Annotated in this window: 13 protein-coding genes and 4 pseudogenes; 10 read left to right on the top strand and 7 right to left on the bottom strand. The window is 60.9% G+C overall.

The window, feature by feature from the left end:
* Positions 1-25 precede the first annotated feature (25 nt).
* The 6 genes from BQ7477_RS03545 (at position 26) to BQ7477_RS03515 (ending at position 9,696) form a co-directional block, all read left to right on the top strand.
* Complete coding sequence (locus BQ7477_RS03545; protein ID WP_073982833.1) at positions 26-1,867, top strand: DUF262 domain-containing protein; 1,842 nt, start codon at positions 26-28, stop codon at positions 1,865-1,867.
* Between the two features lie 683 nt (positions 1,868-2,550).
* The gene (locus BQ7477_RS03535) at positions 2,551-3,564 is read left to right on the top strand and encodes an IS30 family transposase (protein ID WP_073982462.1); all 1,014 of its coding nucleotides are present in this window, start codon (positions 2,551-2,553) and stop codon (positions 3,562-3,564) included.
* Positions 3,548-4,027 carry a restriction endonuclease subunit S gene (locus BQ7477_RS03530; RefSeq protein ID WP_073982831.1) on the top strand — a complete coding sequence of 160 codons (480 nt, stop codon included), beginning with the start codon at positions 3,548-3,550 and terminating at the stop codon, positions 4,025-4,027. Before BQ7477_RS03535 ends, BQ7477_RS03530 begins: the two co-directional genes overlap by 17 nt.
* A gap of 9 nt (positions 4,028-4,036) precedes the next feature.
* The gene (locus BQ7477_RS03525) at positions 4,037-7,432 is read left to right on the top strand and encodes a DEAD/DEAH box helicase family protein (protein ID WP_073982830.1); all 3,396 of its coding nucleotides are present in this window, start codon (positions 4,037-4,039) and stop codon (positions 7,430-7,432) included.
* A gap of 496 nt (positions 7,433-7,928) precedes the next feature.
* Positions 7,929-8,519 carry a TetR/AcrR family transcriptional regulator gene (locus BQ7477_RS03520; RefSeq protein ID WP_073982829.1) on the top strand — a complete coding sequence of 197 codons (591 nt, stop codon included), beginning with the start codon at positions 7,929-7,931 and terminating at the stop codon, positions 8,517-8,519.
* Positions 8,520-8,730: 211 nt separating this feature from the next.
* A complete protein-coding gene (locus tag BQ7477_RS03515) occupies positions 8,731-9,696 on the top strand; it encodes a Fic family protein (protein WP_073982999.1) in 966 nt (321 codons plus the stop codon).
* Positions 9,697-9,704: 8 nt separating this feature from the next.
* Here BQ7477_RS03515 and BQ7477_RS03510 read toward each other — a convergent pair whose 3' ends face one another.
* The 3 genes from BQ7477_RS03510 to relB all read right to left on the bottom strand — a co-directional run bounded on the left by BQ7477_RS03510 (position 9,705) and on the right by relB (position 10,868).
* Positions 9,705-10,214 (bottom strand): pyridoxamine 5'-phosphate oxidase family protein, encoded by a 510-nt coding sequence (locus tag BQ7477_RS03510; protein WP_073982828.1) that lies wholly within the window; start codon positions 10,212-10,214, stop codon positions 9,705-9,707.
* A 171-nt stretch (positions 10,215-10,385) separates the two neighbouring features.
* Positions 10,386-10,652 (bottom strand): type II toxin-antitoxin system RelE family toxin, encoded by a 267-nt coding sequence (locus tag BQ7477_RS03505; protein ID WP_009055383.1) that lies wholly within the window; start codon positions 10,650-10,652, stop codon positions 10,386-10,388.
* Positions 10,653-10,868, bottom strand: a complete 216-nt coding sequence (relB, locus tag BQ7477_RS03500) for a type II toxin-antitoxin system RelB family antitoxin (protein ID WP_073982827.1) — start codon at positions 10,866-10,868, stop codon at positions 10,653-10,655.
* A 247-nt stretch (positions 10,869-11,115) separates the two neighbouring features.
* On the opposite strand from relB, the gene BQ7477_RS03495 reads away from it, so the two are divergent.
* A complete protein-coding gene (locus tag BQ7477_RS03495) occupies positions 11,116-11,661 on the top strand; it encodes a GNAT family N-acetyltransferase (protein WP_073982826.1) in 546 nt (181 codons plus the stop codon).
* Positions 11,662-11,679: 18 nt separating this feature from the next.
* Here the strand turns inward: BQ7477_RS03495 and BQ7477_RS03490 are convergent, their stop codons facing one another.
* The gene (locus BQ7477_RS03490) at positions 11,680-12,840 is read right to left on the bottom strand and encodes an ADP-ribosylglycohydrolase family protein (protein ID WP_073982825.1); all 1,161 of its coding nucleotides are present in this window, start codon (positions 12,838-12,840) and stop codon (positions 11,680-11,682) included.
* A gap of 191 nt (positions 12,841-13,031) precedes the next feature.
* Between BQ7477_RS03490 and BQ7477_RS03485 the strand changes: the two genes are divergently transcribed.
* Positions 13,032-13,610 carry a GNAT family N-acetyltransferase gene (locus BQ7477_RS03485; protein ID WP_073982824.1) on the top strand — a complete coding sequence of 193 codons (579 nt, stop codon included), beginning with the start codon at positions 13,032-13,034 and terminating at the stop codon, positions 13,608-13,610.
* A 46-nt stretch (positions 13,611-13,656) separates the two neighbouring features.
* Positions 13,657-13,797, top strand: a pseudogene (locus tag BQ7477_RS11355) (glycosyl transferase family 1); the annotation flags it as partial.
* Here the strand turns inward: BQ7477_RS11355 and BQ7477_RS03480 are convergent.
* Both BQ7477_RS03480 and BQ7477_RS03475 read right to left on the bottom strand, forming a co-directional pair.
* Positions 13,794-14,510 carry a TetR/AcrR family transcriptional regulator gene (locus BQ7477_RS03480; RefSeq protein WP_073982823.1) on the bottom strand — a complete coding sequence of 239 codons (717 nt, stop codon included), beginning with the start codon at positions 14,508-14,510 and terminating at the stop codon, positions 13,794-13,796. The pseudogene BQ7477_RS11355 and the gene BQ7477_RS03480 sit on opposite strands and share 4 nt — an antisense overlap.
* 166 nt (positions 14,511-14,676) lie before the next feature.
* Positions 14,677-15,228: pseudogene (locus BQ7477_RS03475) on the bottom strand (ABC transporter ATP-binding protein); the annotation flags it as partial.
* 195 nt (positions 15,229-15,423) lie between these two features.
* On the opposite strand from BQ7477_RS03475, the pseudogene BQ7477_RS03470 reads away from it, so the two are divergent.
* Positions 15,424-16,113, top strand: a pseudogene (locus BQ7477_RS03470) (ferrochelatase); the annotation flags it as partial.
* Here the strand turns inward: BQ7477_RS03470 and BQ7477_RS03465 are convergent.
* A pseudogene (locus BQ7477_RS03465) lies at positions 16,090-16,611 on the bottom strand (ABC transporter permease); the annotation flags it as partial. The pseudogenes BQ7477_RS03470 and BQ7477_RS03465 overlap by 24 nt on opposite strands.
* Positions 16,612-16,632: the final 21 nt, after the last annotated feature.

Genomic DNA, 16,632 nt, shown 5'->3' with positions numbered 1-16,632 from the left:
GACCAGGCCAATAGGAGTGATCTCGTTGATCAACGACGTAATCAAACCGACTATCGGCGAGCTATTCTCTACGGACTCACCCCTCATGTTTAATGTGCCTCGCTACCAGCGCGAGTACACCTGGGCCAAGCGCGACTGGGAGAACCTCTTCGACGACATTTCCGACAATGACAAGGGTTATTTCCTCGGCTCTATCATCGTCATCGACCATGGCTACAACGCAGAAAAGGGCGTGACCCAATGCGAGCTTATCGACGGCCAGCAGAGGCTCACCACCGTCAGTTTGCTGCTTGCTGCACTGTACGACCAGCTCAGCAAGCACAAAGATGATGCCGAGGAGGACGAAGATGAGGTCAACGTCGAACTCATCAACCTCAGGAACCGCCTCATCATGAAGAAGTCCAAGGGGCAGACGCGCGTGGTTCCCCAGGTCCAAGGCAAGAACCTCCAAGACTACAGGGCTCTCATGGGAGAGCGGGTCTCCAATCAAATTAAGGACACGAGGCCCAAGTACGCAGGCAACAGGAAGATCTATAAGGCATACGCATACTTCGAGTCCCGACTAGAGGCCATGGTCGAAGCGCCTGAGAGAACCCACCCGAACAACGCCTACGAGGCCTTCAGCAACTTCCTCGACAAAGTGCTTTCCGCAGTGATAGTCCAGATCAGCGTTTCCAACGCATCCGAGGCCTATACCCTGTTCGAGTCCCTTAACAATAGGGGCCAGGCCTTGAGCGCGGTTGACCTCATCAAGAACACCCTGCTCTCCAGCTTTAAGGACGCAACCGAGGAGGACCTGAACGACCACTTCAACCAGTGGCAGCGCATGCTCTCCCTGCTTGGAGAGGACTACAAGACTCAGGAGCGCTTCTTCAGACAGACATACGCTGCGTTCAGGCGAGAGGTGAACAAGCCGTTCATCACCGGAACCGCTCAGTACCCTCTCGGAGCCGTAGCAACCAGGTCAAACCTCCTCCACATCTACGAGAAGCAGATTAAGAACGATGCAGCCGGCATGCTCGATTGGTTGCTCAAGAACGCGGAGGAGTACACGAAGATCGCGCTTGTGGACACGGATGGCATCTCTGGCGACTTGGAAGAGTCGCTTATGAACCTTTCAAGGATTCAGGGCGTTCCCTCGTATGTGCTCCTGCTCCACTTGATGCGGAGAGCGGACAGCCTTTCGCTCACGGATCAGCATCTGGTCCAGGTAAATGATCTTTTGGTCAAGTTCTTCGTAAGGCGTAACCTTACCGACGCTCCTCCAACGCGCGACCTTACCAGGATCTTCATCAACATCGTTGAGGGCATCGAAGATGAAAAGAAAACTGGTGACGATCTCGTGCAGTTCGTGCGCGCCAAGCTTCTGGCGGTCTCGGCAGACGATAATCGATTTGCCGAGATGCTTGCAGGCCCGCTTTATGAATCCAATCCTGACACGGCTAGGTTCATTTTGACGAGCTTGGCTACGCCGTCGGTTACCAAGGAGATGAAGGGCCTTTGGGAGCGCGTTCCTTCTGGTACATACGTTTGGACCATCGAACACGTTCTTCCCCAGGGGAAGAACCTACCTGACGCTTGGGTCACCATGATTGCCGGTGGAGACAAGGCGCTCGCCGCCCAGATTCAGAACGATCATGTCCATGAGCTCGGCAACCTAACTTTGACTGGTTACAACTCAACCTTGAGCAATCTTTCCTTCCAGGAAAAGAAGTTCAGGAAGGATAAAGATGGCAACCCTGTTGGCTACCTCAACGGCTTGAAGATCAACGAAGATATTGCTTCAAGAAACGATTGGGACGAAGCAGCAATCACAGCGAGAACAGAGAAACTCGTTAAAGATGTAATCCAACTGTTCACGCTATAGAGGTTAGGGGAGGGTTTGCAATGACCGCTCTACCCCGCCCTGCCCCGACAAATCTTCAGGCGGTTTGGAGGTCTCACACCTGCGGGCCTGCAAGCCACCCGCTACCTTTGCCACCGTCTGTCATATCAAAATGCCTCGTGACAGAAATATGACAACATGGATTTTCGAGAATTTAGTTTCATGCAGCGCAAAATTCCGAAAAATGGCGAACTGGAATTGAAACTGAAGAAAATACGAAACTTTTTAACTATTGAGTGGGAGTAGTCATGTATTTTAATCTCATCATTAGGTATGATGAATCTCGAGAGATTGAATCCGACAGGATGTTCGAGAATACGAACCGTGCTATCAGGCAGCGATTTACGTGCGATGACGAACCGGATCTGGAAGCGCTCTGTGATTTGCCTACTATTATGGTGAAAGAGTTTGGGCCGGATACTGGGAAGCAAATTGCACGTATCGGGTATATCGACGCTCCATCTATGTGTCCGACAATGAAGAATCCGATTCTTCAATTTTCCTCAGATTTATTGATTGAGAAACAGGTTTTGGGGGATAAGAGCTATACTCCGAGGCAACTGGAGTGGGTTGGTCATCGTACACGTTGGAGTGTTTTTGAAGGGGGGCGGTGTCATAGGGTGTAAGCAATTTCCTGTAGTGGTGATGCTGTTTGGAGGCTGATCATGGGGTGTCGTCGGATGCTTGGTGCCTGGGATCGCGCGGCGATCATGGCGGGGGTGAATGTGGGCTTGTCCCAGACGCGTATCGCTCACTTGATTGGGCGTAGCCCCTCGGTGGTGTGCCGTGAGATCGCCCGCCATACGGGCCCTGACGGGCAGTATCGGGCCGAGGAGGCCGACAAGGCGGCCCGCGCGGCCAGGCGTCGCCCGAAGAAGCGCCTGTTGGATTGTGACGAGGTCCTTCGCCGCCGTGTGATTGCTGATTTGTCCCAGGGGCACACTCCCCGCCAGATCAGCGGGCGCTTGCGTGAGGAGGCGTGTGGCACACTGCCCTCCATGGATACTTCTCCCGACGCCCAGGGTCACACGATCAGCCACGAGGCGATCTACACGTGGATCTACGCCCACCCCAAGAAGACGCTCATCGAGCACGGCATTTGCTTGCCCTCGCGCCGGTGGATGCGCAAGAAACCCCCAGCAAGCGGGCGCAAACCCCCCATCGTTGGGATGCGGCTGATTGACGAGCGCCCTGACATTTCTGATCGGAAAATCCCGGGTAACTGGGAAGGTGACCTGATTATCGGCCAAGACGGGGCCAGCGCGTGCGCGACCCTGGTTGAGCGCACGACCCGCTACCTGATCATCGTCGCCCTGCCCCTGGGTCGGAAAGCCGACCAGGTCTGTGACGCGCTCACCCGCCGCATCCAGGGCCTGCCCGAAGGGGCGATGCGCACACTGACCTGGGACCAAGGCCGGGAAATGGCCCGCCACCAGCGCCTCACCCACGACACCGGCGTGGACGTGTTCTTCGCTCACCCCCACAGCCCCTGGGAGAGAGGAACCAACGAAAACACCAACCGACTCATCCGCCGCTACCTGCCCAAAGGAACCCCCATCACCAGCCACCAACCCTACCTCGACGCCATCGCCTACGAACTGAACAACTGCCCCAGAGCCACCCTCGGCTACCGCACCCCAACAGAAGCATTCAACGAACTCATTGCTACCACCCATTGACACCGCCGCTGATGGCAAAATCGTTCCGGCCAACGATCTCACCATCAGCGAAGAGAAGTATCAGGAGATGGAAGCCTACCACCTTGAACCTGGAGACGTTGTTCTTGGTCGCCGAGGTGAAATAGGCCGATGCGCGGTCGTTTACAGCTCAGGTTATCTATGCGGAACAGGTAGCATGATAGTGAGGCCCTCTGATAAGTGCCGACCGGACTACCTGCAGAGGGTTCTCTCTTTCCCATCGTTTAAAGATGCCTTAGAGCGCAATGCGGTCGGTCAAACGATGAAGAATCTTAACGCCAAGATTGTCGGTCAGGCTGTTGTGGCACTGCCCTCGATCAACGCTCAGAACGAATTCGCAGCCTTCGTCCAACAGGTCGACAAATTGGAATTTGAAACCCAGCAGGCCATCGACAAGCTACAGACGCTCTACGACAGCCTGGCACAGGAATATTTCGGGGAGTAGGAAGAGGCCATGAACTTCGATTTTCTGAAGAGAGACGACGGCAGGTACGACCTCTTCGCCGATGCGTGCATTGAGGCGGAGAAGGTGTTCGCGACCTCGCCAGCGATGTGTGCGGTCGGTTGCAGGAAGGCCCTCGAGCTCGCGGTCAAGTGGGTCTACGCAGCGGACAGTACCATGCAGGTGCCCTACAAGGACAACCTCTCGTCACTCATCCACGAGTATTCGTTCAAGCATTGCGTAGATGAGCGAGTCTGGCGCAAGCTCGTCGCCGTGAACAAACTCGGCAACCTTTCCGTGCACACGGAGCGCAACGTCCGTCCGCAGGAAGCTATCCTCTCGCTACGGGCGCTGTTCGACTTTGTGGACTGGATCGACTACTGCTACGGCCCCGACTACGAGCAACGGACGTTCGACGAGAAGAAGATCCCGCCGGCAGGCGTTCCCCTGACGAAGGAAACCATCCGGACGATCAAACAGCGCGAGACGTTACTCGCAAGCCAAGGAGCGACGATTAAGGAGCTCGAGGCCAAGGTCGCCGCGATGAGCGACCAGCTCGCGAAGGCGAAGGAGAAGAACACCTCCGAGCGCACATTCAACCCCGAAGAGATCAGCGAGTATAAGACCCGCAAGCTCTACATTGACACAGACTTGGCTATCGTCGGCTGGTCCTTGGGCGACGATGCGATAGAGGAGTTCGAGGTCCACGGCATGCCGGTTGAGGTAGGCGACAGCACAGGCACGGGCTACATCGACTATCTCCTGATCGGGAAGGACGCCAAGCCGCTCGCCATCCTCGAGGCGAAGCGAACTATGTACTCCCCTCAGAAGGGCCTTCAGCAGGCGCGTCTCTACGCTGACTGCCTGAATGCGAAGTACGGGTACCGACCGCTCATCTTCCTGTCGAACGGCTTCGAGACGTTCTTCGTGGACGACGAGTCCGCGCCCATGCGCAAGGTGAGCGGCGTGTTTAGCCAGGGAGAGCTCGCCACGATTCTTAACCGTCGCGGGACGGTGCAGCCGCTCTCCACGGTGAAGGTGGACATGAACATCTCCGGCCGCTACTACCAGGTCGAGGCAATCCGCCGCGTGTGCGCAAACATCGAAGAGGGGCATCGCAGAAGTTTGCTCGTCATGGCCACCGGAACCGGCAAGACGCGTGTGTCCGCCGGTCTCACGGACGTGCTGATGCGCAGCAGCCGGGCGAAGAATGTGCTGTTCCTGGCGGACCGCATCGCGCTGGTGAGCCAGGCGAAGCACGCATTCCAGGAGTACCTGCCCAACGTGAGCCTGTGTAACCTGTGCAAAAATAAGGACGAGCGCGATGCGCGCATCGTTTTCTCCACCTACCCCACGATGCTGAACGCCATCGACTCCGTGCGCAACGACGACGGCAACCGTATGTTCACGCCCGCACACTTCGACCTCATCATCGTTGACGAGGCGCACCGCTCCATCTTCAAGAAGTACAAGGCCATCTTCGAGTACTTCGACGCGCTCGTGGTGGGGCTCACCGCAACGCCTGCGAACGAGGTCGACCGCAACACCTACGACTTCTTCGAAGTCGAGCGCGGGGTACCCACCTACGTGTACGACTACGAGACCGCCGTGTACCAGGACCACTACCTGGTGCCCTACCTCGGCATCGAGACGCATACGGACTTTCTGGATGAGGGAATCACCTACGACGACCTTTCCGACGAGGACAAGGAGCGCATAGACGAGGACTTCGAAGCCGAGGGCTACGAGACGCCCGACTTCATTTCCGAGACAGACATCGTCCGTTGGCTCTTCAACGAGCAGACCGTGGACAACGTGCTGCAGGTGCTCATGGAGCAGGGCATCCACGTGAACAGCGGGGAGTCCCTGGGCAAGACCATCATCTTCGCCGCCAACCAGCACCACGCGCAATACATCGAGGAACGCTTCGGCAAGCTCTACCCAAAGCTCGCCAAGGGTGGCTACATCAAGGTCGTCGTGCACAGCGATGACTACTCGCACACCATTATCGACGAGTTCAAGTTGAAGCCCCTGCCCGTCATCACCGTATCGGTGGACATGATGGACACCGGCATCGACGTGCCCGAGATCGTGAACCTCGTATTCTTCAAGAAGGTGCGCTCGAAGATTAAGTTCTGGCAGATGGTCGGGCGTGGGACCAGGCTGAGACCCGGTCTGGACGTGGTCGATCCACTTGATACGGATCATCCGGGCGGCGCCTATTCCGACAAGGAGCGGTTCTTCATCTTCGACTGGTGCCGCAACTTTGCTTACTTCGGCGAAGGCGGCGACGCCGTGGAGGGCAAGACGGGCGCATCGCTTTCCGAGACGATCTTCTCGCGGCAAGCACAGTTGGCGAAGACCCTGCAAACCGCAGAATTCGCCGGGGACGACTGGCAGTCGTGGCGCTCGGAGATCGTCGACGGCATCCACTACCAGGTTGTCCAGCTTGACGAGGAGCTCGTGAGCGTTCGTCTGCACCGCGCATGCGTGCAGAAGTACAAGCAAGAGGCCTCCTACACGTTCATCAAGGACATGGACCTGAGCGAGCTTCAGGTGGAAATCGCGCCGCTCGTCCACAACGACGAGGAAGACGTGGACGCGCTGCGCTTCGACGCACTCATGTACGGCTTCATGTGCTCGCTCTGCGACGGGCTGGGGGGCGAAACCTACCGCAAGAAGCTCGTGACCATCTCGCTCGGGCTGCAGAAGATGATCACCATCCCGCAGGTCAAGGAGAAGCTGCCCGTGTTGCAGGAGGTTACCGACGAGCACTTCTTCGACGATATCAGCGCCCTGGACCTTGAGCGCATCCGAAAGGAGCTCCGCGGCATCGTGAAATTCCTGGTGAACCAGGGGGCAAATCGTAAGATCATCTACACAGCGCTTGCAGACCCCATCGGGGACACGGTCTATGGCGTAACCTTGAACCCCGACGAGGACTTCGCGGACTACAAGCTGAAGGTGAACCGGTTTCTCGTGGACTACGGCGACAACCTTGTCATCAACAAGCTGCGGATGAACAAGCCGATGACGGACATGGAGTACGGCGAGCTCGAGAAGATATTCACAAAAAAGCTAGGGACCGCGGACGATTACAACAGGGCGTACGGGGACACGCCGTTCGGCCTGCTGGTGCGCAAGGTGGTGAAGCTCGATCATTCAGCCGCCATGGAAGCGTTCGCAGACTTCATCAACGACGAGAGCCTCACCGAGCAGCAAATCGCCTTCGTCCACCGCGTGATCGACTACATCGAGGCCAATGGCTACATGGAGCCCGCAGCGCTCGCCCAGGCACCTTTCGACAGGCCCCAGTCATTCGTGCGGTTGTTCGACACCGAGCACCAGCTGATGCTCGTCGAAATCATCAAGCGCATAAAGGGGAACGCGGAGAAGTCGGCGGCCTAATGATTGCGTTTCATAACTCCCTGGTTGGCAACAACGAAGGGAGATATGAAATGACCAAAGCAATTGTCGAGATCGAGCACCTAATGGCACCGATACTGGACGGCATGGACTCAAAGCTCCGGCCTCGTCCCTGATTCGTGGGACGAGGCCGGGGTGTCTTGTCGATCCGGCCGTCGCGATGCTTGTGGTGGAGTAGGGTGCGTCGTAACGAAGCGGCAACCCCGAATCAAGGAGGATGACACGTGGATCTGCTCGAATACATGCGCTCGCAAAACAATATGACGCAGGCTGCAGTGGGCGCAGCGCGCACAAGCGCCAGGAGAGAGTCTGGCAGCGAGGCTTGCCCGGTCAAGCTGGGGAGGCCTCGTCAGTGTGTGGTGAGTTGCTGGTGGTAGTGGTGTGATCCCTGGTGCCTGCTGTTGACGCATCCGCGCTCAGGCCTATACTGAACACTGTTCATTATAGATTGTTGTAGGTAGCAGGACAGTAGGACATCGTGCCCAAACAAGTGATCGACCCGGAGAAACTGGTCAGCCAGGCCTATGCCATCGCCTCGAGCGACGGCATCTCCGCGCTCTCCGTGCGCAAGGTCGCCAGCGCCTGCGGCATCGCTGTCGGCTCCGTCTACGTCTACTTCCCGACCAAGGCCGACCTGACGGCCGCAGTGCTCACCCGCTTCTTCGACGAAAACCTCTCCGACGAGCTGTGCGCCGTGCGCCCCGGCGAACGCTTCACCTCCTACGTGCGGCGATTCCGCGAGGCCCTGCGCGCCGCGCGCACCGACATGAGCGTCGACTGGTTCGCCGAGATGCGCCGCCTCCCCAGCGCAGAACAGGAAGCTCTCGAAGCCGTGCGCGCCCCCATGCTCGCCCACATTGAGCGCGGGCTCGCGCGCGTCCTCGATGCGGACGAGGCCGTGGTTCGTTCCCGGCTCGTCTGCCCCATGAGCGCCGAGGCCCTGTGTCGCTACGTGCTGCGCAGTATTTTCGCTTCGCTCATGGAGGGCGGCGAGAGTGAGACGCTCCTCGCCCTCCTCGACGCTTCCCTGTACGACGAACCCGCAGAAGAAAAGGACAGTAAGAAATGAGTCGATTCCGCATCANCGCCAGCTGCATCGCGCGCGGCGTGCGCGGCCGCGCCTGAGCGTTTCACGGGACCGACTGAGCGTTTCACGCTCTCCCGGCCATGGCCTCGTCAATCGACGGGGCCCCCTGCCGTTTCGTGGACCATCTGTCCTTGAGTGCCACGCGATCACCGCCAGTGGCGGTATAATTGTGGCGGTAATGGGGGGGGTGGTCATGGCCTACGAATCGTCGTTTGAACGCACCGACGCGATCGATGCACTGTGCATGGAGATCGCTGAGTTCGTCGGCATGCTGTCGCCTCAAGCGCCACTGTCGACCAGCCCGACGCTGCGTCGGGAGCTGCGGATCCAGACGATCTACTCCTCGCTCGTCATCGAAGGTAACAAACTCGATGAGCGCGCGGTGAGCGCGATTATCGACGGCAAGCGGGTTCTCGGAGACCGGCGCGACATCCTCGAAGTCGAAAACGCGCGCGCCGCCTACGACCTTATTCCTGAGCTCGATCCTCATTCGTTGGAGGATTTGCTGCGCGTTCACCGCGTGATGATGGGTGGCCTCGTCCCCGATGCTGGGCGCTTTCGGTCGGGCAATGTCGGCGTGTTCAACGGGGATGCTCTCATCCATGCGGGGACTCCGGCAGCCTACGTCCCCGAGGTCATGGGAGGCCTCTTCGACTGGCTGCGTGCGACGCGTATGCACCCGCTGCTCGCCTCGTGCGTCTTCCACGTCGAGTTCGAGTTATGTCATCCCTTTTCTGACGGGAACGGCCGGACGGGACGTCTCTGGCAGACGCTGCTTCTGTCCAGGTGGCGTTCGGAGTTAGCGTGGTTGCCCGTTGAGTCCGCTATCAGGAGGCGGCAGGCGGAGTATTACGAGGCCTTGGCCCGCTCGGGTGCGACCGGTTCGTGCGAGAGTTTCGTGGAGTTCATGCTCGAGGCGATTCGGGAATCGATTCTTCCGTATGCGAAGCCGTCGAGCTCGCAGGATATGGCTCGAGCCCGTGCGCTCGCTTTCCTCAGTGAGAACCCGCGTGCTACCGTCACTCAGCTCGCGCAACATCTCGGGTGTTCGAAGCGGAGCGCCGAGCGCACGGTCGCTCAGCTCAAAGAAGAAGGCGCGCTTGAGCGTCAGGGCAGTCCCCGTTCGGGCGTGTGGGTTGTCCGCGCCCCCGGACTCTAGCCGCTTCCTCAGAAGTCGATGTGCTGGCGCGGGGAAAAGCCTCGCTCTTTCAGCGTGCCGTTGACGTAGTCGAAGCGCGTGGGGGTCACCTTGATGATGTTCATGACGAAGGGCATGGCGCGCAGGCGCTCCATGGGGAGACCCCGCAGCTCGCAGGCGTGGGCGTAGTGGGCACCGAAAGGCTCCACAACCTCGGCGGTGCCCGTGACCTGCAAGCCCGCCAGCGTCGCGAAAGAAATGTCGTCGTCATGGATCGCCAGGCACACGTTTTTGTTGGCCTGCAGGGTGCGGAACTTTTGGCCGCCCTCGCTGATGATCCAGAACGCCCCTTCGGCGTAGAGATATTCGACCGTCGTGTTGCGCACGATACCGTTCCCGGCGGTCGCCAGCGTGCAGATCTTGTGCCTGGCCAGGAAGGCCTCGATCTCCGTGACCAAGTCAGCCGCGGGCATGCGCGTCTCTGCGCTCTCCTGCGCGATCCAGTGGTTTGCCGCAGCCTCCCAGTCGATGCCACTCATTGCGAATCTCCCTCTTTGTCGATAGGGCACACGTCGTTGAGGCCCTCCACCCAGGATATGGCGGCGACGCGATTTAGTCGACGTTCTCGTGCCTGGGACTATGAACGAGGCCGGGGCGAGCTCGCGTGAAGCGCACAGAGTCGATCGTGTGCCAGGGCCTTGCTAGTGATATCACTGGTAGATGTGCCGGCGGTGTCCGACGGAAAAGACTTCGATAATGAGGCGGTCATCTTCGATGATGCACAGAGCGCGGTAGTTGCCGATGCGGTAGCGCCACTCGCCTGATCGGTTGGCGGTCAGGCCTTTGCCGTGGATGCGGGGGTCGGAGCAGCCCTCGAGGTTTTTGCCGATCCATGACGTGATGAGTCGCGCGTCGAATCGGTCCATTTTCTTCAGTTGTTTCAGGGCTGTGTCGCTGTACTCAACGTGGTAGGACATTTACAGGCCCAGCTGCGCGAGTACCTGCTCGTGGGTGTAGCGAACGCCGTTGTCTGCAGCGATCGCCTCGCGCAGAGTTGCGAGGTCCTGCTGGTCCTCGATCTTCTCGAAGACGGCATCTCGAATGAAGTCGGAGATCGTTTTTCCTTCAAATTCGGCGTACTTGCGCACGACCTCGGCGTCCGTTTCGTCGAGGCGCATGGTCATGGTGGGCATGGTGACCTCCTCAAGCTGAATACAATGTATTCTAGTTCTCCCTGGTGTCAATGTGCAATGGTGTTGTCCCTAGCGGGTCAAGCTGCTTGAACGGTCCTGTCTCTGCCTGATGGTTGCCGTCAGCGCTGCCCGGTCATTGGAACGGGCTGAGGTCTGGAGCGTGTAGCTATTTCAGGCTGACAGTATGCTGTGGGGCGTTCACACTGTTGTCAAGAACCGTGCGGCTAGGGAGACGAGGAGGCCGACGATGAGGTACGCCAAAACGGTGCTGTTAACGGGCGGGACGGAGCTTCTCGTGCGGAACGCCGTCGCGTCGGATGCCTGCGCGCTGCGTGACATCATGCAGCGCACGCATGCGGAGACCGACTACCTGCTGTCATCCCCGGATGAGCAAAGCGTCGACGATGAACAAGAGGCTCGCTCGCTGGGGGAAACGGAGTGCAGTGACAATGAGGTCGAGCTCGTCGCCGTCGTCGATGGGAAGATCGTGGGCAGCGCAGGAGTCACGGCGGTGGGCAGCAGACGCAAGGTGGTGCACCGGGCGTGTTTCGGGATCAGCGTGCTCCAGGAGTATTGGGGGATGGGGATCGGCCGAGCGCTCATGGAGGCGTGCATCGACTGTGCGCGCCGGGCGGGATACACCCAACTCGAGCTCGAGGTAGTGGCTGACAATCAACGCGCGCTGTCGCTCTACCGGCGCGAGGGGTTCGAGGAGTATGGACGCAACCCACGAGGCTACCGGTCCGCGACTGTGGGCTACCAGGAGCTCGTGCACATGAGGCTCGAACTGTAGCTCCACAGGGTCGCTGGCCTAGTCGTTTTGCTTGGCCTCGTCTTCCTTGTATTCCTTGGCTTCCTTGGCCTCCGGAGTGCGTCTGCGCCAATAGGCGTAGTCGCTGTGGATGTACTTGTGTTCCCACACGGGATTACTCGGGCCCCAATCGTACATTGGGCAGTCCGTGGTGACGTCGTCTGCCAGCTCGAGGATGACGTCGACGAGCTCGAGCCTGTCAACGAACCGGTCGGGGATCGCATTGAAACCGCTTCGCGCTCCGACGAGCGTCCCCGCGATTGCCGCTGTGGTGTTGGAGTCTCCGCCGTGGTTGGCGGCGAACGTCATCGCTCCCGCGATGTCGTTCTCATGGCGTAGCGCGCAGAGGATGCCAATCGCCAGGGCTTCGTCAGCGACCCAGCCCTTGCCGAGCGCGTGGATGGCATCCAGGTCGCTCGAGGCTGAGGTGGCAAGCGACATGGCGGAGCGGATAGTGCGCGACAGTTCGTTCACGGTCTTGCGGGAATCGGAGAACGTCTCATACAGGGCCGACAAGGTCTCATTCACGGCCTCGGTGATGGGCAGCTCCTTGTGGATGATGTGCGAGACGATCAGCGCAAGCGCCGCCGACGACAGCCATGCGAGCTCGTGACCGTGCGTGAGCGCCGCGGTGTTTGCCCCCAGATCGAGAATGTAGGCAGGGTCGCGGAAGTAGGACAGGCCGATGGGGACTGCTCGCAGCAGACACGCGGAGCCTTTCGAGTCGTTGATGGGCTCGTCCATCGATCCGAACTTCTTGGATGCGGCAACTTTCACGACGGTGGGAGACAGCGCGCGCTTCGCGGACAGGGCAGGGTAGGCGTTAATCCATCCGCACCGGGCTCGGCGTGGCTGCTTCTCTGTCTGGAGCCGATACCAGTCCATGTAGAAAGCGTCGAAATACTGGTACACAGGGGCCATGATCCCGCGCAGGGCCCCTCGCGTGTGAGCGAAGAGGATCCCATTTGCGCTCAGCAGCATGAGCTGCGTGTCCGCGGTGATACGCGCGGTTCCGTTCTCGTCCAAGTCGTAGTCGGTGATCCCGCGCAGGCCATAGCGTTCGACGATCGCGGCCTCTGACAGCGCTTCAACCGGGTACCCCAGTGCGTCTCCTGCGGCGCAGCCGATCATTGCCCCTCGAATGCGATCTCGCTTGTCCATGAATGCCTCCTCGCGTGGGTTCGGACGGTGACCACGCTCAGCTTACCGGCGCTGCACGTGTTCCGGCGTCGACTGTCTGACGTCGCGCGCGGATGAGCTCGGGGCTCGCGTCGTTGGGCCCCATCTCCAGGATGCTGAGGCCAGAGACCCCTGCTGTCAGATTTGCAGCCGTTTGCAGATACGATGAGCCCATGACGATCATGCTTGTTCCCCTGACTGAGACCGAACGTCCTGCGCTGATCGCGGACTTTCAGGAATCTTTCGAGCACTTCCAGGGCAACCCGCAGGGATCCTTCGTGGGGGAGCGTCTCGCCGCGCGTGAGCAGTCTCCGTCTGGTCCCAGCGAGGGCAGTGCAACGGCGCAGCCGATTCTCCCGCTGTCCGACATTGAGGAGTCCCTGAATGCGCCGGGAGCGCTCGCCTATCGCATCCTTGAGGACGGCGAAGTCGTGGGCAACGTCATCCTCACCGTTGCCGGTCATCGAGGCGAGGTTCTCCTTTTCGCAATGAAGGCCTCGGTTCATTCCAGGGGAGTGGGGACGCGCGCCTGGTTCGCCATCGAGGCCGCCCACCCGCAGGTGAGGGAATGGACCCTGGTGACGCCCTATTTCGAGGTGCGCAACATCCACTTCTACGTCAACAAGTGCGGCTTCCACATCGTCGAGTTCTTCAACGAACACCACCCCGACACCTCGCATCCCTGCGGGGCGGGCGAGCCGATGGGCGAGGCCGACTATATGTTCCGCTTCGTCAAGCGCCTGGGCCGCTAGTGGTGTAGCCGCTCAGCCTGCGTCCTCGACCTTATCGGTGTTCATNCCGACGCTCATCGCGCGCGCCGCCCGCCGCCTCGTCGATGAACCGGCCCTGGCCTCGGGGATCCGGGGACTGCGCGAGGAACTGTCCTCTCTGGGTGGCACCAAGCGCATCGTGCGCGAGGTCGAAACACTGGTCAGCTAGGCCCAGCCGCGCAGGATCGCCTCCAGGCCACGCTCAAACTGGGCGTTGAAGTCGTAGCGGCCGTCCAGGAGGTCCTCGATGAGTGGGCGCAGCGCCTGCGCGTCCTCGGGATCGAGCGCGGCGCTCGCGGCCGACAGATCGACCGGGCGCTCGGGGGAGCCACCCACCGGGGGAACGACCTCGGCGGCGACGAACGCCGTCGTGTAAATCGACACCGCATTCACGAGTCCCAGCATGTCCGCGTTCGGCGTGAAACCGCGCCGCGCGAGCGTTACGAACACGCGCGCCAGGAGCGAAAGCTGCTCGGGCGTCGACATCGGGTGCGTGAGCAGCAGCATGACCGCGCCCGGGTGGGAGCGCAGCGTGGAGGCCAGGCAGTGCGCGTAGGCGCGCATGTAGGCGAGCAGGGGCGAGGCCGGGGCGCCCTCGGTCGGCTCCGATGCCTCGTGCGCGGGCCTCGCTTCCCCGCCGACCGCCCCGTCGTCGACGCGGCCCAGGAAGGCCTCGAACGTGAGGCGCCAGACCTGCTCGGCGATGCCCTCCAGGAGTGCCGCCTTGTCGGGGAAATGGCGATAAAAAGCGGCCTGGGAGACGCCGAGGCGCTTACCCAAGGACCGCAGAGACAAAGCGGAGAGCCCCTCCTCGTCCACCAGGTCGAGCGCGCTCGACAAGATGATGTCTCGCGATAGCGCGCGCTGGCGTGACGACGGCATGGACTCTCCGCTTCGGTGGTCGTTACTCCCTGTGATACCGGAACTGTATCAGTGCCAGCCCCGCGATCACCGCGAAGAAACCCCACAGGACGCCGATCCGCACCCCGACGTCGGCAAGGCTCGCCCCGTCCAGGCTCACCTCGTGAATCGCGGTGATCGCCCAGTNGGCGAGCTGGCGGACCGCGCGCAGGATCTGGCTGCGCGCCTCCACGTCCGCGCCGACGGTCGGCTCGTCCATGAACACCAGGCGCGGACAGTGCATGATCGCCATGCCCGCGTGGAGCCTGCGCTGCTGCCCGCCCGACAGGTGCGAGGCACGCTGTCCGCGTTTCTCTGTGAGGCCGAGGAGGTCCATCACCTCGCTCGCGCGCGAGGCCGACTCGCGTCGAGTGAGCCCGTTCAGTTCGCCGAAGGCCGCGAGGTTCTGGGCGACGCTCAGGTCGGGGTAGATGCCGAGCTCTTGGGGCGCGTAGCCGATCAAGCGCGCGGCCTCGACGGAGGAGGGGCGGTGGCCGCAGATGCTGGCGGTTCCGGAGTCGGCTTGGCGCAGCCCGCACAGGATCGTGATGAGCGTGGACTTGCCGGCCCCGTTTCGTCCGAGTAGCCCGAGGATCTGACCGGGTTCGACGCGCAGGTCGACCCCTCGCAGGACCTCGTGAGTTCCGTAGCTCTTGCGGATCCCCCGAGCCTCCAGGGCTGGGGCGTGTGGATGTGACACGGTTTTTCTCCCATCTGTTAACGCTGTTAACTTTGTGTCGCACGAAAGGTTAACAGTGTTAACTTATGAATGCAAGGCGGTCTTGCGTGCAGGGGAGAAACCCACGAATTGCCGCGTTTTCCTGACAATCTGTCGCTGCGTGGGGGAGGGAAGCGGCCCTACACTGTCCATGCGAGGCCCGAAGGAGGATCGACAGTGCCGAGTATGGAAACCTACGACGCGATCATGCTGGTGTCCTACGGCGGCCCGAACGGCCAGGAGGACGTCCTGCCGTTCATGCGCAACGCGACGCGTGGTCGTGGAATCCCCGACGAGCGCCTGCTCCAGGTCGCCGCGCACTACAAGCGATTCGGCGGAGTCTCGCCCATCAACGCCTGCAACCAGCGCCTGATCGCCGACTTGTCCGCGGAGCTCGCCCGCCGCGGGCACGACATCCCCGTCGGGTGGGGAAACCGCAACTGGCACCCCTTCGTCGCCGAAGGCCTCGACGAGCTCGCGGGGGCCGGTGCCCGGCGCATCCTCGTCCTGCCCACCTCCGCCTACGCCTCGTACTCGGGGTGTCGCCAGTACCGCGAAGACCTCGCCGAGGCCGCGGCGGCCCTGCGCGAGAAGTGGGGGACTATCGCGCTGGGCGCCGAGGACAGCACCGACAATCCCGACGCCGACATCATCGTGGACAAGGTCCGCCCCTACTACTCGACCCCCGGCATGGCGAGCGCGCAGATCGCGTCCGTCCGGCGTTCCTGGGAGGCTCTGACGGCGCGCGGCGTCGACCCCTCCGGGGTCCGTCTGGTCTTCGTCACCCACTCCATCCCCGTGAGCATGGAGGCGGGATCCTCGCCCTTCCCCTTCCGTCCCTCGATTGACGAGGCCGTGGCTGCCTCGGNGGCTGCGCGACCACAGCGCGAGCGCGACGCCGAGCGCCGACAGCACCGCCGAAAAACTGAGGAGAATCGCGGCGAGCGCAACCAGAGACCCGGTCGGCCGATACCTGAAAATGAGGGCTCCAAGCGCGAGGACGACCGCGATCTGGACGGTCTGCATGAGGAACGCGACCAGGGCCTTGCCCGTCAGGATGGTCGCACGCGAGGTGGGGGAGGCCTCGAGGCGCTCCCACGTGCCCCACGAGCGTTCGTTGAAGAACGAGCCGATGATGTTCTGGACGGCCAGGAATGAAAAGAGGATCGCGATCGACGGAACGGCCTGCTCGGCGCCCGTGACGCTCGTGTAGCCGTCGGCCAGGAGCATTGACTTGAACGCCGGCATCATGAAGGGGATTAGGACGAGGGGGATGACCGTCAGGATGAGCGTGGGCGCCGGGTCGGTGAGTTGAAGCCGAATGTTGAGGCGGGTCATGGCCCCGAGTTGCTTAAGCTGCGACATGGTCACTCTCCTTGATGATCT

The sequence above is a fragment of the Actinomyces bouchesdurhonensis genome (assembly GCF_900128465.1).
GTDB classification, from domain to species: domain Bacteria; phylum Actinomycetota; class Actinomycetes; order Actinomycetales; family Actinomycetaceae; genus Pauljensenia; species Pauljensenia bouchesdurhonensis.
Note: the sequence above shows the minus strand (reverse complement) of the source record. Positions and strands in the feature narration are given on the sequence as shown.

Excerpts from the sequence above, each read along its gene's own strand:
- BQ7477_RS03535 (WP_073982462.1), top strand. The coding sequence starts at position 2,551 with ATGGGGTGTCGTCGGATGCTTGGTGCCTGGGATCGCGCGGCGATCATG.
- BQ7477_RS03525 (WP_073982830.1), top strand. The coding sequence starts at position 4,037 with ATGAACTTCGATTTTCTGAAGAGAGACGACGGCAGGTACGACCTCTTC.
- BQ7477_RS03515 (WP_073982999.1), top strand. The coding sequence starts at position 8,731 with ATGGCCTACGAATCGTCGTTTGAACGCACCGACGCGATCGATGCACTG.
- BQ7477_RS03510 (WP_073982828.1), bottom strand. The coding sequence starts at position 10,214 with ATGAGTGGCATCGACTGGGAGGCTGCGGCAAACCACTGGATCGCGCAG.
- BQ7477_RS03505 (WP_009055383.1), bottom strand. The coding sequence starts at position 10,652 with ATGTCCTACCACGTTGAGTACAGCGACACAGCCCTGAAACAACTGAAG.
- relB (WP_073982827.1), bottom strand. The coding sequence starts at position 10,868 with ATGCCCACCATGACCATGCGCCTCGACGAAACGGACGCCGAGGTCGTG.
- BQ7477_RS03495 (WP_073982826.1), top strand. The coding sequence starts at position 11,116 with ATGAGGTACGCCAAAACGGTGCTGTTAACGGGCGGGACGGAGCTTCTC.
- BQ7477_RS03490 (WP_073982825.1), bottom strand. The coding sequence starts at position 12,840 with ATGGACAAGCGAGATCGCATTCGAGGGGCAATGATCGGCTGCGCCGCA.
- BQ7477_RS03485 (WP_073982824.1), top strand. The coding sequence starts at position 13,032 with ATGACGATCATGCTTGTTCCCCTGACTGAGACCGAACGTCCTGCGCTG.
- BQ7477_RS03480 (WP_073982823.1), bottom strand. The coding sequence starts at position 14,510 with ATGCCGTCGTCACGCCAGCGCGCGCTATCGCGAGACATCATCTTGTCG.